This is a genomic window from Microbacterium sp. bgisy203, from assembly GCF_965345155.1.
Classification (GTDB): domain Bacteria; phylum Actinomycetota; class Actinomycetes; order Actinomycetales; family Microbacteriaceae; genus Microbacterium.
The window spans coordinates 331410-345840 of the sequence record NZ_CBDRLZ010000002.1; the positions used below are offsets into that span (position 1 = coordinate 331410).

At 71.7% G+C, this 14431-nt stretch carries 13 protein-coding genes; 8 read left to right on the forward strand and 5 right to left on the reverse strand.

Annotated features, from left to right (window positions below; all coding sequences use genetic code 11):
- The first annotated feature begins 3 nt into the window (after positions 1-3).
- Positions 4-1455: an NAD(P)H-quinone dehydrogenase gene (locus ACRVYW_RS04885; protein WP_431802248.1), complete on the forward strand. Its 1452-nt coding sequence runs from the start codon at positions 4-6 to the stop codon at positions 1453-1455.
- Positions 1456-1533: 78 nt separating this feature from the next.
- Here the strand turns inward: ACRVYW_RS04885 and ACRVYW_RS04890 are convergent, their stop codons facing one another.
- The 3 genes from ACRVYW_RS04890 to ACRVYW_RS04900 form a co-directional block, all read right to left on the reverse strand.
- Positions 1534-1986 carry a hypothetical protein gene (locus tag ACRVYW_RS04890; protein ID WP_431802250.1) on the reverse strand — a complete coding sequence of 151 codons (453 nt, stop codon included), beginning with the start codon at positions 1984-1986 and terminating at the stop codon, positions 1534-1536.
- Positions 1987-2033: 47 nt separating this feature from the next.
- Positions 2034-3839 (reverse strand): acetyl/propionyl/methylcrotonyl-CoA carboxylase subunit alpha, encoded by a 1806-nt coding sequence (locus tag ACRVYW_RS04895; RefSeq protein WP_431802252.1) that lies wholly within the window; start codon positions 3837-3839, stop codon positions 2034-2036.
- Between the two features lie 92 nt (positions 3840-3931).
- Positions 3932-4585, reverse strand: coding sequence for a Maf family protein (locus ACRVYW_RS04900; protein ID WP_431802254.1), 654 nt, complete (start codon positions 4583-4585; stop codon positions 3932-3934).
- 53 nt (positions 4586-4638) lie between these two features.
- Here ACRVYW_RS04900 and ACRVYW_RS04905 point away from each other — a divergent pair, with 53 nt between their 5' ends.
- The 4 genes from ACRVYW_RS04905 to ACRVYW_RS04920 are packed head-to-tail and all read left to right on the forward strand — an operon-like array spanning position 4639 to position 9039.
- On the forward strand, positions 4639-6018 hold the full coding sequence (locus tag ACRVYW_RS04905; protein WP_431802256.1) for a class I SAM-dependent RNA methyltransferase: 1380 nt from the start codon (positions 4639-4641) through the stop codon (positions 6016-6018).
- Between the two features lie 9 nt (positions 6019-6027).
- Entirely contained in the window at positions 6028-6690 is a 663-nt protein-coding gene (locus ACRVYW_RS04910; protein ID WP_431802258.1) for a response regulator, read from the forward strand.
- 4 nt (positions 6691-6694) lie between these two features.
- The gene (locus tag ACRVYW_RS04915; protein WP_431802260.1) at positions 6695-7918 is read left to right on the forward strand and encodes an ATP-binding protein; all 1224 of its coding nucleotides are present in this window, start codon (positions 6695-6697) and stop codon (positions 7916-7918) included.
- Positions 7915-9039 carry a hypothetical protein gene (locus ACRVYW_RS04920; RefSeq protein WP_431802262.1) on the forward strand — a complete coding sequence of 375 codons (1125 nt, stop codon included), beginning with the start codon at positions 7915-7917 and terminating at the stop codon, positions 9037-9039. Before ACRVYW_RS04915 ends, ACRVYW_RS04920 begins: the two co-directional genes overlap by 4 nt.
- A gap of 217 nt (positions 9040-9256) precedes the next feature.
- Here ACRVYW_RS04920 and ACRVYW_RS04925 read toward each other — a convergent pair whose 3' ends face one another.
- Entirely contained in the window at positions 9257-9544 is a 288-nt protein-coding gene (locus tag ACRVYW_RS04925; RefSeq protein ID WP_431802264.1) for an acyl-CoA carboxylase epsilon subunit, read from the reverse strand.
- Entirely contained in the window at positions 9541-11130 is a 1590-nt protein-coding gene (locus ACRVYW_RS04930) for an acyl-CoA carboxylase subunit beta (protein ID WP_431802266.1), read from the reverse strand. Before ACRVYW_RS04930 ends, ACRVYW_RS04925 begins: the two co-directional genes overlap by 4 nt.
- Before the next feature lie 326 nt (positions 11131-11456).
- Here ACRVYW_RS04930 and ACRVYW_RS04935 point away from each other — a divergent pair, with 326 nt between their 5' ends.
- The 3 genes from ACRVYW_RS04935 to ACRVYW_RS04945 all read left to right on the forward strand — a co-directional run bounded on the left by ACRVYW_RS04935 (position 11457) and on the right by ACRVYW_RS04945 (position 14358).
- Positions 11457-12239 (forward strand): biotin--[acetyl-CoA-carboxylase] ligase, encoded by a 783-nt coding sequence (locus ACRVYW_RS04935; RefSeq protein WP_431802268.1) that lies wholly within the window; start codon positions 11457-11459, stop codon positions 12237-12239.
- Between the two features lie 124 nt (positions 12240-12363).
- Positions 12364-12951, forward strand: a complete 588-nt coding sequence (locus tag ACRVYW_RS04940) for a PH domain-containing protein (RefSeq protein WP_431802270.1) — start codon at positions 12364-12366, stop codon at positions 12949-12951.
- A 291-nt stretch (positions 12952-13242) separates the two neighbouring features.
- Positions 13243-14358: a 5-(carboxyamino)imidazole ribonucleotide synthase gene (locus ACRVYW_RS04945; protein ID WP_431802272.1), complete on the forward strand. Its 1116-nt coding sequence runs from the start codon at positions 13243-13245 to the stop codon at positions 14356-14358.
- Positions 14359-14431: the final 73 nt, after the last annotated feature.

Consider the following 14431-nt stretch of genomic DNA (forward strand, 5'->3'; position numbering starts at 1 on the left):
GCCATGTCCGCGAGCTTCGTCCACTCCCAGTCCGTCGCGGTGGTCGGCGGCGGCCCCGGCGGTTACGAGGCGGCCCTCGCGGCCGCGCAGCTCGGCGCAGAGGTCACGCTCGTCGAGCGTGCGGGCGTGGGAGGAGCTGCGGTCATCACCGACGTCGTCCCCTCGAAGAGCCTCATCGCCACGGCCGATGCGGCGATCGCGATCTCCGAGGCATCCGATCTGGGCGTCGAATTCTTCGCGAAGGGCGAGAGCGGCCGACCGCTGAAACCGCAGGTCGCGATCAACCTCGCCGCCGTCAACAAGCGACTGCTCTCCCTCGCGCGCCAGCAGTCCGACGATATGCGCGGGCAGCTGGTGGATGCCGGAGTCCGCATCGTCTCGGGCCACGGCCGCCTCGACGGCCCGCACGCGATCGTCGTGGCGACCGGCCCCGGCGGCACCGACTTCGACCGGATCGAGGCCGACACCCTCGTCGTCGCGGTGGGCGCGTCGCCGCGCGAGCTTCCGAGCGCGAAGCCCGACGGCGAGCGGATCCTCACGTGGACGCAGCTCTACGATATGAAGTCGCTCCCCGAGCACCTCATCGTCGTCGGATCGGGCGTCACCGGCGCGGAGTTCGCGTCGGCGTACATGAACCTCGGCGCGAAGGTGACGCTCATCTCCTCGCGCGACCACGTGCTGCCCGGCGAGGACCGTGACGCGGCGACCGTGCTCGAGAAGGTCTTCACCCGCGGCGGCATGACGGTGCTCTCGAAGTCGCGCGCCGAGAAGGTGGAGCGCACCGACGACGGCGTCGAGGTCACCCTGTCGGACGGTCGGACGATCTGGGGGAGCCACTGCCTCTTGGCCGTCGGCTCGATCCCCAACACCGCCGACATCGGCTTGGAGGATGCCGGAGTCGAGCTCACCGAATCGGGGCACATCCGGGTCAACCGCGTCGCCCGCACGTCGGTGCCGAACATCTACGCCGCCGGCGACTGCACGACGTTCGTACCCCTGGCATCCGTCGCGTCGATGCAGGGCCGGACGGCGATCTTCCACGCCCTCGGTGACATCGTCATCCCGCTGGAGCGACGCCGGATCACGGCGAACATCTTCACGGCACCCGAGATCGCGACGGTGGGCCGGCAGGAGAAGGATCTCGAGACGGGCGCGATTGCAGGCGACGTGTACAAACTGCCGCTCGCCGCGAACGCGCGCGCGAAGATGCTCGGCATCACCGACGGGTTCGTGAAGATCATCGCGCGCGAAGGGTCGGGCACGGTGATCGGCGGCGTCATCGTCGCGCCGCGCGCATCGGAGCTCATCTACCCCATCGCGATCGCCGTCGAGCGGCGCCTCACGGTCGACCAGCTCTCGCGCGTCTTCGCGGTGTTCCCCTCGCTCACGGGGTCGATCACCGACGCGACCCGCGCGATGCACCAGGTCAACCGCGACGACGACTTCTTCGGCTGACCGGCACGTTTCGACTCGCTGCGCTCGCTCAACGGCCGGGAGGTTGCGCACCCCTTCGTTGATCCCGTCCCGCGGGCCTCAGCGCTGCAAGAGCGCGACCCACTCGCCGCGCCCGTCGGGCGACGTGGCACGTGCGGTGAACGTGTCGAGTTCGCGCACCGCGGTCGGGATCGCAATGGGCGTGCGCGGGTCGCCGCCGTGGCAGACGATCTCCTGCGTCGAGGTGACGGTGTCGCCGCCGGCCACGTACTCGAGGGTGAAGCTGGCCCGGTCGGTGCCGATGCAGCGCAGCTCCACGGCGCGGTACGTCACCCCGCCGCCGAGGTTCAGCGTCGACGTCGTGTCCGAGCCGGCGGCACCGAAGGCGCCGCCGATTCCGGCATCACCGGCATCCTCCAGGAGCGACGTCGACCAGGCATCCCATGTCGCCTGTTCCTCTGCCGCGGTCGGCCCGGGTGTGCACGCCGCGAGGCTAGCCGCGCCGAACGCGACGAGGAGCAGTGCGGCGGCCAGGCGGCGGGAGCGGGACATCGCCCCAGGATAGACCGGCGCGGAGCGGGGGACCGGCACGACGTGGGTCAGGAGATCGTGAGCAGCTGGTGGCCGGCCGAAACGGTCGCACCCGGGGTCGCGTCGATCGCGCCGATCACGCCGTCCTTGTGCGCCTGCAGCGGCTGCTCCATCTTCATCGCCTCGAGGACGACGACGAGGTCGCCCTTGACGACCTGCTGGCCGTCCTCGACGGCGAGCTTCACGATCGTCGCCTGCATCGGGGCCTTGACCGCGTCGCCGGATGCCGCAGCGCTCACACTCGGCGCGTGCGAACGGCGTGCCGGGGGTGCGACCACGGGCCGGCCGATCTTGTTCGGCGCGACCGCGATGCGATCGGGCAGGCTCACCTCGAGGCGCTTGCCGGAGACTTCGACGACGACAGTGTGGCGGGGCTCGGCCTCTTCGGGTTCTTCGAGCTCGCCGTCCCACGGCGGGATGTCGTTGTCGAACTCCGTCTCGATCCACCTCGTGAAGACGCCGAAGTGGCCGTCCTCCGCGGTGAAGGCGGGGTCGCGGACGACCTTGCGGTGGAAGGGGAGCACCGTCGGCATGCCGGCGACCTCGAACTCGTCGAGGGCACGGCGGGCACGCTCGAGGGCTTCGGTGCGGTCGCGGCCGGTGACGATGAGCTTGCCGAGGAGGGAGTCGAACGCGCCCGAGACGCTGTCGCCCGCGGTGACGCCCGAGTCGAGGCGGATGCCGGGGCCGCCGAACGTCTTGAACTGGTGGATGCGCCCGGGCTGCGGCAGGAAGTTCCGCCCCGGGTCCTCGCCGTTGATGCGGAACTCGATCGAGTGTCCGACCGGCTCAGGGTCGACATCGTCGAGCAGGCCGCCCTCGGCGATGCGGAACTGCTCGCGCACGAGATCGAGGCCGGTGACCTCTTCGGAAACGGGGTGCTCGACCTGCAGGCGCGTGTTGACCTCGAGGAAGGAGATCGTGCCGTCGGCGCCGATGAGGAACTCACACGTTCCCGCCCCGACGTAGCCGACCTCCTTCAGGATCGCCTTCGACGCGTCGTAGAGCGTCCGCGTCTGCTCCTGCGTCAGGAACGGCGCCGGTGCCTCTTCGACGAGCTTCTGGTGGCGGCGCTGCAGCGAGCAATCGCGGGTCGAGACCACGACGACGGTGCCTTCGGCATCCGCCAAGCATTGGGTCTCGACGTGGCGCGGCTTGTCGAGGTACTTCTCCACGAAGCACTCGCCGCGACCGAAGGCGGCGACCGCCTCGCGCGTGGCCGACTCGAAGAGCTCGGCGACCTCATCGACCTCGCGGGCGACCTTGAGGCCGCGGCCGCCACCGCCGTACGCCGCTTTGATCGCGATGGGCAGACCGTGCGCGCGCGCGAAGGCGACGACCTCGTCGGCGGTCTCGACGGGACCGGGGGTGCCCGGGGCGAGCGGAGCGCCCACCTTCTCTGCCACATGGCGGGCGGTCACCTTATCGCCGAGCGCCTCGATGGCCTCGGGGGAGGGGCCGATCCAGATGAGGCCGGCGGCCTGCACGGCGCGGGCGAAATCGGCGTTCTCGGCGAGGAAGCCGTAGCCGGGGTGCACCGCGTCGGTGCCGGAGCGGCGGGCGACGGAGAGGATCTTCTCGATGGAGAGGTACGTCTCGGCGCTCGTCGTGCCATCGAGCGCGTACGCCTCGTCGGCGAGCTTCGCGTGCATCGCGTCGCGGTCCTGGTCGGCGTAGACGGCGACCGAGGCCTTCCCCGCATCGCGGGCGGCGCGGATGATGCGGACGGCGATCTCACCGCGGTTCGCGACGAGCACTTTGGTGATGCGTGCGCGCACGGGCGCGGCGTCCACAGCGTGGTCCAGAGAAGGCATGGATGTCAGCCTACCCACGCAGACGGGGTCAGCTTTGGATCACTCGCACAAGATCATCGCGAAATCGTGGGCGGCACCCTACGAAGCCGCGCTCACGCCGAGGTGCCGGTCCAGAGGTCCGTCCACGTGATCTCGAGCTCACGGCAGAGGTGCCGGAGGGTCGACAGCGACATGCCGACGACCGTCGACGGGTCGCCCTCGACGCGCTCGATGAACGCTCCGGCGAGGCTGTCGATCGTGAAGGCGCCGGCGACCTGCAGCGGTTCGCCGCTGGAGACGTAGGCGGCGATCTCGGCATCCGTCACATCGGCGGCGAAGGTGACCGCCGCCTCCGCGACGGCGTGGGCCTCGCGCGGGGGCTGTCCGGGGGTGAGACGGAAGACGCTGTGACCCGAATGCAGGATGCCGGTGCGCCCCCGCATCTGATGCCAGCGCGCCGTGGCGACCTCGGGTTCGTACGGCTTGCCGAGGATCTCGCCGTCGAGCTCGAACATCGAATCGCCCCCGACGACGATGCCGTCGAACTCGGGGTCGTCCGCGGCGACGGAAGCCGCGACGTCGGCGGCCTTCCGGCGGGCGAGCAGCAGGACGTGCTCGTCGGGGGTGAGCGCGCGCCGCTCGTGTGCTTCGACCGCGGCGATCACCGCCTCCTCGTCGACCTGCGGTGCGCGCGTCTCGGGCTCGATGCCCGCCTGACGCAGGAGCATCAGTCGGGCGGGGGAGGTCGATGCCAGACACACGCGCATTCCCCCACCGTATCGCCGCCGCGGGAGAGGGCGGGGTGTGGAAACATCGAAGGATGCAGGACGGCGACACCCTCGAGCTCGACATCACCGACGTGGCCCATGGCGGGGTGTTCGTCGCGCGACACGAGGGGCGCGTCGTCTTCGTGGAGGGCGCGATCCCCGGAGAGCGCGTGCGCGTCGAACTGACCGACACCTCGAAGAGCTCGTTCTGGCGCGGTGACGTGGTGGATGTGACGGATGCCTCGTCGCACCGGCGCCCGCACGTCTGGCGCGCGGCCGACGTCAGCGTTCCACCGGCCGAACGCCCCGGTGGCGCCGACTTCGGGCACATCGACCTCGCGCATCAGCGCGCGCTCAAGACGCGCGTGCTCGACGGCGCCCTCACCCGCTTCGCGGGTATCGACGATCCCACAACCACGATGACCGCAGCAGGTGGCGCCGACGCAGACGAGGCATCCGAGGGCCTCCGGTGGCGCACGCGCGTCAGCCTGCACGTCGACGACGAGGGGCGTATCGGGCCGTTCGCTGCCCGCAGCCACCGCGTCATCGAGACCCCCGACCTGCCCCTCGCGACCGCCGAGATCGAGGAGGTCGCCCGCTCGCTCGACGGCTTCGCCCCGGGGCGCATCGACCTCGTGCAGCCCGCCGACGGCAGCGTTCGGACCATCGTCCGCCCCGCTCCTGCGCCCCGCACGTCCGGGGAATCGTCGCGCGGCGCGGGCCGGGCGGGCCAGCGGAACGGGCGCGGCCGTCGCCCCGCACCGCGCGCGCAACGCCCCACACGCGCCCCCGAAGACCCGACGGCCCGCGAAGTCGTCACCGAGATCGTCGCAGGGTCCTCCGGCGAGCGGCGCTTCCTGGTCGACGCGGGCGGGTTCTGGCAGGTGCACCGCCTCGCGGCATCCACGCTCACCGAGGCGGTTCGCGCCGCGCTCGACACCGCAGGCGGGGTCGACCCGGCCGCGCAGCACCTCGACCTCTACGGCGGCGTGGGACTCTTCGCCGCCGCCCTCGCCGAGGCGGGCGGCTCCTCCACGCGCGTGACGAGCGTCGAAGCCGACGCCCGAGCGACCGAGCACGCCGGCGAGAACCTCGCCGAGTGGGTCGGAGCGCGCGCCGAGACCGAGCGCACCGACCGCTACCTCGCGCGCCTGCTCGCGCAGGCGGGTTCTGCCGAGCGGGAGCGTCTCGCGCGCGGGGTCGTGCTGCTCGATCCGCCGCGCGCCGGCGCCGGGCGCGCGGTCGTCGAACAGGTCGCCGAGTTGGCACCGGCATCCGTGGTCTACGTCGCCTGCGACCCCGTCGCGCTCGCGCGCGACCTCGGCACCTTCCGCGCGCGGGGCTACGAGCCGCTGCGGATCGACGCGTTCGACCTCTTCCCGCACTCGCATCACGTCGAGGCTGTCGCGACGCTCGCGCGCGCCGCTGGCTAGGCTCATCGCATGACCCGCGTCGCAGTCATCGACGATCACGAGTCCGTCCGGCTCGGACTCGAAGCGGCGTGCGCCCGTGCGGGCACGAAGGAGGTCGTCTTCTCGGGGAGCACGGTGCGCGAGTACCTCGCGTGGCGCCAGGCGACCGCCGCGGCACCCGCCGACATCGTCGTGCTCGACCTCACCCTCGGCGACGGCACCACCGTCACCGAGAACGTCTCTGCCGTGGTCGCCGACGGCTCGCCCGTCCTCATCCACAGCGTCGCCGATCGCCCTGCCGCCGTCCGCGAGGCGCTCGCCGCGGGAGCCGCCGGCGTCATCAGCAAGGCCTCGCGGACCGACGACGTGCTCGCCGCGATCCGCACGATCGCGCACGGCGAGGCTCTCGAGAACCTCGAATGGGCCAGCGCCGTCGACGGCGACCGCGCCTTCGCCGACGCGCAGCTGGCCACGCGCGAGCGGGAGGTGCTGCGCCTGTACGCCGCGGGATTGCCGCTGAAGTCGGTCGCCGAGCGCCTGGGCATCGCCTACTCGACGGCCAAGGAGAACATCACGCGCATCCGGGTGAAGTACACCGAGGTCGGGCGGCCCGCCCCGACGAAGATCGAGCTGCGCCTGCGTGCCATCGAAGACGGGCTGGTCGCCGGCGATACGGCCGCCGGCGGCCGCTGAGGCGATGTCGGTCACGGCCGGATCCGTCGCGCCGGCAGCGCCGCGCGCCGACCCACCCGGCCCGGAGAGATTCACCGAGGCGCGCGTCGAACGGATCATCCGCCTCGTCGTCGCCCTCGGGTGCGCCGTGCTCGGCGCGCAGTCGTTCCTCAACGCGATCGGCTCCACGCAGGAGGATGCCGCGTGGCACATCGCCTTGATGGTCGGAACGTTCGCGCCGCTCGCACTCATGATCCTCGCGCTTGTCACCGGCGTGTGGGCGCGTGCGGCCAGCGGGGCGTGCGCCGTCGCGCTGCTCGTCGTGTTCGCGTGCTGGCCGCTCGCCACACGAGGCATCGCGTCGTCGCCGCACGAGCAGCCCTGGATCTGGTACCTCATCAACGTGGCGTGCGCGGCCGCCGTGGTGGCCTTCTCGCTGCCCGTCCAGATCGCCTGGGCGACGATCGCGCCCCTCACCTACGCGGTCGTCCGACTGGCGCAGGTGGGGACGGCCGACGAGGAGATGATCTCCGTCGTGCTGGATGCCGTCTTCGCGATGATCCTCGCAGGCCTCATCATCGCGCTGGCATGGCTCCTGCGTTCGATGGGGAGGAGCGTCGACCAAGCACGGGGCGCCGCCGTGGAGTCGTACGCGGCGGCCGCCGCCGCGGATGCCGCCGAGTCCGAACGCATCGCCGTCGCGGCGCTCATGCACGACAGCGTCCTGGCAGCGCTCATCGCCGCTGAACGCGCCACGACGCCGCGCGAGGAGGCGCTCGCGGTCGCGATGGCGCGCGAGGCGCTCACCCGCCTCGCGAACGCCGAACAAGACGCGCGCGAGGGCTCCGACGAGACGGTACCCGCGGCATCCCTCGCCGGAGACATCGAGCGCGCCGCGGCGGAGGCGGGGCTCGAGCTGCAGGTCGCCTCGCACGTCTCGGACGACGCGCCGCCCGTGCCCGGGCGCGTCGCCCGGGCCGTCGTGCTCGCGGCATCGCAGGCGCTGGCGAACGCCGCGCAGCATGCCACCGGCCGCGGCGTGACGGTGACATTGGCGGCCGATGCGCGCGCCCTCGCCGTTCGTGTCGCCGATGCCGGAACGGGGTTCGTCCCCGCCGAGGTCGCGCACGACCGTCTCGGCATCCGCGGATCGATCGTCGCCCGCATGGCAGCGGCCGGCGGACGGGGCCGCGTGCAGACCGGCCGGACGGGCACGACGGTCCTCCTCGACTGGGAGTATCCGTCGTGAGGTCGGCTGTCTCGGGGGTGCGGGGCGCACTGACCCTCCTCTCCGTCGCTTTCACCGCCTACCTCGCGGTGGGCGCCCTGGTGTGGACGGTCGCTCCCGCGCATCCGTTCCTGCAGATCGGCGCCGTCGCGCTCTACCTCGTCACGACCTGGCTCTGCATCCTCTGGCGTCCTTCAGCGCGCACGCACGACGATGCGGGCGCCGACGGAGTGAGCCCGATGGTGCAGGGTCTGCTCAATGTGCGATCGCGGCTGCCCGTCTGGGTCGCGACACTCGCCGTCGCCGCGGCGGTGATCGTTCCGAACGCGAGCTGGCTGGCTGCGCGTCCGGAGGCGCGGCTGACCGACTACGCCACTTGGGGTCTGGGCGCCGTCGGGGCTCTCATGGCGATCGTGATCGTGCGCCGGCGCCCGTGGGCGGCGTGGACGGGCGTCGCGCTGGCGGCAGTGTCGGCAGCGTTCTGGATCGGCGGGCCGTCCGCGCTCGCGTTGGGAGTCGTGGGCGCCGTCCTGTGGGTGGGGGCGGCGCAGCTGATCGGCGTGCTCCTCGCGCGTGCGGCGCGCGACACCTCCCAGCTCACACGCTTGCAGCGGGATGCTTCGGAATGGCTGGCCGCGCAGGAGGGTATGCGCCGCGAGCGCCGGGTGCTCGTCCAGCGCGCACTCGCCGTCGCGGGACCCGTCCTCGCCCACACGATCGAGGTGGGCGGCCGACTCGACGACACGGAGCGGAACCTGGCGCGGATCGCGGAGGCGACGCTTCGCGACGAGCTGCGCGGCGCAGCGCTCCTCGATGACGACGTGCGCTCGGCGCTCGCGCGTGCGCGTGCGGGCGGCGCCACGGCATCCGTTCTCGATGAGGACGGTCTCGACGGACTGTCCGCGGCCGAGCGCGCCGCCGTGCGCGCCGAGCTCGCAACGATCGTCGGTCGGGCGAGGTCGGAGCGGCTGTACATCCGCACCTCTCGTCATCCGCAGATCGCGGTGACCGTCGTCGGTCGCTCCACGGCGCCGGACGGCGAGGAGACGGTCGACCTCTGGCATGAGATCGCGCGGGGGGGCGTGGCGGGCACCGAGGGCGCAGACCGAGGGGAAACGGCCTCGTCAGGCCCTGGCGATTAAGGGGGCGAGGGGCGGCGAAGCCGCCCGCCCCTCGCCATGCGAGCCGGTTACCCGAAAACCTGCTCGCGAGGGTGCGGCGCGCAAGAAACGCGTTGCACCGAACGCGAATGCGTTCCAGCTCTTTCAGTGTGCCCGCCCGCAAGAGCTTTGTCTGTAGGTATTTCGGGGGACAAGAAAACAGTTCTCCGACCGACCGGGGTGTGCCGCGTCGACGTCGTCAGCCCCCGAAGCGGCCCCAGCCGATCTCGCGGCGGAGCGGTTCGCGCATCGCGCGCGCCGACACGCGCCACGCCGACGGGTGCGGCTCCGGTTCGGCGATGGCCGCGGCCGCCTCGTGCTCGTAAGCCTCGGTCACGACAGCGACGACAGCGGCGAGCTCCTCCGCCGTCGGCGACCCGCGGCGGATCTCGACGTGGAGGTCTCGCTCGTCGCGTTCGGGGGAGCCGGACGCCGCGTCGGCGCCGACGTCCGCGGCATCCGTCGCCGCCGCGTTCTGCGCGCTCACAGCGGGATGTTCCCGTGCTTCTTCGGGGGCAGGCTCGCGCGCTTGCCGCGCAGCGAGCGCAGCGCCTTGGCGACCGCCACGCGGGTCTGCGCGGGCTCGATGATGCCGTCGAGCTCGCCGCGCTCGGCGGCGAGGAAGGGTGAGGCGACGTTGTAGGTGTACTCGCTCGCGAGGCGGGCGCGGACGGCGGCGACGTCCTCTCCGGCGGCCTCCGCCTTCTTCAGCTCGCCGCGGTACAGGATGTTGACGGCGCCCTGGCCGCCCATGACGGCGATCTCGGCCGTCGGCCAGGCGAGGTTGATGTCGGCGCCGAGCTGCTTGGAGCCCATGACGATGTACGCGCCGCCGTACGCCTTCCGCAGGATGACGGTGACCAGCGGCACCGTCGCCTCGGCGTACGCGTAGAGGAGCTTCGCGCCGCGGCGGATGACGCCCGTCCATTCCTGGTCGGTGCCGGGAAGGTAGCCGGGGACGTCGACGAGGGTGACGATCGGGATCGAGAACGCATCGCAGAACCGCACGAACCGGCTCGACTTCTCTCCCGCCTCGATGTTCAGGGTGCCGGCCATCTGCGACGGCTGGTTCGCGATGATGCCGACCGTCCGCCCCTCGATCCGGCCGAGGCCGATCACGATGTTCGGGGCGAACAGAGGCTGCACCTCGAGGAAGTCGCCCGCGTCCACGATGGTGCGGATCACGGTGTGGATGTCGTAGGGCTGATTCGGAGAGTCGGGGATCACCGCGTTGAGCGTGCGATCGGCATCCGTCGTCTCCCACTCGAAGGCGTTCTCGTAGACCGGGATCTCCGACATGTTGTTGTCGGGGAGGAAGCCGATCATCGTGCGCACGTAGTCGAGCGCGTCGTCCTCGTCCTCGGCGAGGTAGTGCGCGACGCCGGAGCGGGTGTTGTGCGTGTAAGCGCCGCCGAGCTCCTCCATGCCGACGTCTTCGCCGGTGACCGTCTTGATGACGTCGGGACCGGTCACGAACATCTGGCTCGTCTTGTCGACCATGACGACGAAGTCGGTGAGCGCGGGGGAGTAGACGGCGCCGCCGGCGGCGGGACCCATGATGATCGAGATCTGCGGGATGACGCCCGAGGCGGCCGTGTTGAGGCGGAAGATCTCGCCGTACTTGCCGAGCGCGACGACGCCCTCCTGGATACGCGCGCCGCCCGAATCGAGGATGCCGATGATCGGCATGCCGCCGCGGAGCGCGAACTCCATGACCTTGATGATCTTCTCGCCCGCGACCTCGCCGAGCGAGCCGCCGAAGGTGGTGAAGTCCTGGGCATAGACGGCGACCGTGCGTCCGTGGATCGTGCCGACGCCCGTGACGACCGAGTCGCCGTAGGGGCGGGAGCGGTCCATGCCGAAGGCGCTCGTGCGGTGGCGGACGTACTCGTCGAGTTCGACGAACGAGCCCGGGTCGACGAGCGCCTCGATGCGCTCGCGGGCCGTCATCTTGCCCTTGGCGTGCTGCTTCTCGCGGGCGGTGCTCTCCGCATCGACGACCGCCTCCTGGTAGCGGGCGCGGAGGTCGGCGATCTTGCCGGCGGTCGTGGAGAGGTCACTCGGGTCGGTCACGCGTTCCACCCTAGCGACCGCGATGCGCGGATCGTTGGGGGAGTGCGACAACGGCATCCGTGTTTCGCTGTTGCCGTTCGCTATTCGGATGCTTGGGCGGAGGGCGCGGTGGGCGCTTCCGAGCGCTTCCGGGCGCTTCGAACGCCCGTGGAGTACCAGTCGTCGGATCGGTGGTGCTGTAGTGAACGGATGTGAAGGATGAGGCATCCATCCGTCGATCGCTCCGACGACGGGACCTCTATCCACGCGATTCGGGCTCCTCGAGACCGGGCCGCGCCCTCGGGGATGCCCTCCTGCGGGCGCCGTCCGAGGCCTAGAGTGGCGCTATGCCGATCCCGAACGAGGGTTACCCCCTGGCCGCCGCCGTCACGCCCCGCCTGCAGGTGATCGGGTCGGTCGACTCGACCAACGCCAAGCTGCTGCACGACGCCGCGCGCGACCCCGAAGGCCACCCGCACCTTTCGACGCTTCTCACGCGCGATCAGCGCGCCGGCCGCGGACGGCGCGACCGCTCGTGGGTGACGCCGCCCGATTCGGCGCTCGCCGTCTCCGTCCTGCTTGAGGTCGGTGCCGTCGCCCTCGAGAACCGCGGCTGGATTCCGCTCATCGCGGGAGCTGCGATGGCGGATGCCGTGGGTGCACAGCTCTCGGATGTCTCGCTCAAGTGGCCCAATGACGTCTTGGTGGGGGTGGGGCCCCAGGCGCGGAAGATCAGCGGCATCCTCGTCGAAGTCCTCCCGTCCGACCCGCGCACGGTCGTCGTCGGCGCGGGTGTCAACACGACGATGGAGACGATCGACCTGCCGGTGCCGACCGCAACCTCTTTCGCCGACCAGGGCGCCGTCGCCGATGAGGATCGCCTGCTCGCCGACTACCTCACGGCGCTGCGCGACGGCATCGCCGACCTCGCGGTCGGGGGTGGCGCCGTCGTCGCGCCGCGGGTGAGCGAGCGGTGCCGCACGATCGGCTCAGAGGTCGAGGTGACGCTTCCCGACGGCGTGGTGCTGCACGGCCGGGCCGTTCGGCTGGATGACACCGGCCGCCTCGTCGTCGGAACGAACGGTGTCGAGACCGTGGTGGCCGCGGGCGACGTCGTGCACGTACGGTAGTCCGCCCGCACTCCGGCCATCGGTGCTCCGCTTCCTCAGGCCATCGGCGCCCGCTCCCTCCGGCGAAACGCCGGAAACCGGCCGGTTGCCCGGCCGAACGCACCCGCGTCGGCACAATGAGAGGGTGACCCAGCCGACCGCGTACACCGGGCGCCCCGCGACACCCGCTCCGGGTGCTGTCGTGCCCGAGCGGCGGATCGCGCGGGTGCGCGGGCACGCGCGCCGACTGTTCTGGTCGGCGCTCGTCGTCATCGCGGTCGCCGGCGGGGTGGGCTACTTCACCGGCAATCTGCCGGCCCAGTTCAGCGCATGGGCGGAGGACTGGATGCTGTGGGCGACGGCGGGCGCCCTCATCCTGCTCTTCGCGATCGTGCCGTATCTTCGGTGGCTCTCGCGCACCTACACGGTGACGACGCGGCGCGTGATCGCCCGGTCGGGGGTCTTCGGACGCCACCGCTTCGAGCTCAGCCATGCCCGCGGCTACACGATCGGCGAACGCCGCGGCCCGATCCAGCGCCTGTGGGGCACCGGGACGCTGACTCTGTCGAACGGCGTCGACGAGCCGCTGCGCATGGTCGACATCCCGTCCGTCCGGCTCATGCACGAGGTGCTCGCCGACCAGGTCGAGGTCAACCAGATCCTCGCGCACCGCGACTCGCACGCGATCCCGATCATCGATCCCGGCCCGCCCCCTCCGCTGCCCGGCCGGTAGCGGGCGCCACGGCGTCCGGGCGCCCCCGCCCCCGCGCCCGCCTCGGCGGCGCCCGCCCCAGCGTCCGCGCGCCGCCCCGCCCACCCCGCGAGACCGCGTGTTCTCGACGAGACCCGCCGTCGGAAGCGCGGGTCTCGTCGAGAACGCACGGTCTCGGGGAAGTGCCGGCGCGCGCGGCGCGGGAGGCAGGCGTGCGCGACGCGGGAAGCTCCGGTCCGTGCGAGGGGAGCGCGGTGAGCGCTCAGGTGCCCGCCGGACCTGAAAGGATGGACGCGTCGAAAGGGACGCGTCATGGCACTCACACTCGGAATCGTCGGGGGCGGGCAACTCGCCCGCATGATGATCGCGCCGGCCGTCGAACTCGGGATCGACGTGCGCGTGCTCGCGGAGGAGCCGGGCATGTCGGCATCCCTCGCCGCGACCGCGACCGGCGATTACCGCGACCTGGAGACCGTCCGCGTCTTCGCGGAGGGCGTCGACGTCGTCACGTTCGACCACGAGCACGTACCGCAGGAGGTGCTCCGTGCGCTCGTCGACGGCGGCGTCGCCGTGCACCCCGGTCCCGATGCGCTTCAGTTCGCGCAGGACAAGCTCCGCATGCGCGCCCGGCTCGCGGAGCTCGGCATCCCCCAGCCGGAGTGGGCCGAAGTGGCGGATGCCGCACAGCTGCAGACCTTCCTGGACAGCAACGGCGGCCGGGTCGTCGTGAAGACGCCGCGCGGCGGGTACGACGGCAAGGGCGTCCGCGTCGTTTCGTCGCCGGACGAGGTCGCCGACTGGTTCGGCGACGGTCCGCTCCTCGCGGAGGAGCTCGTCGACTTCTCGCGGGAACTCGCCCAGCAGGTTGCGCGCCGACCCTCCGGCGAGCTCGTCACGTATCCCGTCGTCGAGACGGTGCAGCGGGGCGGCGTCTGCGCCGAGGTGATCGCCCCCGCCCCGCACGGCGCCGCACGCCTCCCCGAGGTCGCCGCGGAAATCGGCACGACCATCGCCGAGGGCCTCGGAGTCACCGGCATGCTCGCCGTCGAGCTCTTCGAAACCACCGACGAACGACTCCTCGTCAACGAGCTCGCGATGCGCCCGCACAACAGCGGTCACTGGAGCCAGGACGGCGCGATCACCTCGCAGTTCGAGCAGCACGTGCGCGCCGTGCTCGACCTGCCCCTCGGCGACGCCGTTCCGCGGCAGCCGTGGGCGGTCATGGTCAACATCCTCGGCGGGCCGGCGACCGACACCTTGGAGAGCCGCCTTCCCGCGGCGCTCGATGCGCACCCGGCCGTCAAGGTCCACACGTACGGCAAGGCGCCGCGCCCCGGGCGCAAGGTGGGCCACGTGAATGCGACGGGCGAAGAGTTGGATGCCGTCGTCTACGACGCCCGCGCCGCAGCGGCGTTCTTCGCGGACTGACGGCGTTTCGACTCGCTGCGTTCGCGAGGCGACCGGGGCTGCGTTCGCGGGGAGGCCGGGTCTGCGTGGCGTT

Bases quoted from the DNA above. Each gene is read 5' to 3' on its own strand.
- ACRVYW_RS04890 (WP_431802250.1), bottom strand. From the start codon at position 1,986: ATGTCCCGCTCCCGCCGCCTGGCCGCCGCACTGCTCCTCGTCGCGTTC.
- ACRVYW_RS04900 (WP_431802254.1), bottom strand. From the start codon at position 4,585: ATGCGCGTGTGTCTGGCATCGACCTCCCCCGCCCGACTGATGCTCCTG.
- ACRVYW_RS04915 (WP_431802260.1), top strand. From the start codon at position 6,695: ATGTCGGTCACGGCCGGATCCGTCGCGCCGGCAGCGCCGCGCGCCGAC.
- ACRVYW_RS04905 (WP_431802256.1), top strand. From the start codon at position 4,639: ATGCAGGACGGCGACACCCTCGAGCTCGACATCACCGACGTGGCCCAT.
- ACRVYW_RS04910 (WP_431802258.1), top strand. From the start codon at position 6,028: ATGACCCGCGTCGCAGTCATCGACGATCACGAGTCCGTCCGGCTCGGA.
- ACRVYW_RS04885 (WP_431802248.1), top strand. From the start codon at position 4: ATGTCCGCGAGCTTCGTCCACTCCCAGTCCGTCGCGGTGGTCGGCGGC.
- ACRVYW_RS04935 (WP_431802268.1), top strand. From the start codon at position 11,457: ATGCCGATCCCGAACGAGGGTTACCCCCTGGCCGCCGCCGTCACGCCC.
- ACRVYW_RS04945 (WP_431802272.1), top strand. From the start codon at position 13,243: ATGGCACTCACACTCGGAATCGTCGGGGGCGGGCAACTCGCCCGCATG.
- ACRVYW_RS04895 (WP_431802252.1), bottom strand. From the start codon at position 3,839: ATGCCTTCTCTGGACCACGCTGTGGACGCCGCGCCCGTGCGCGCACGC.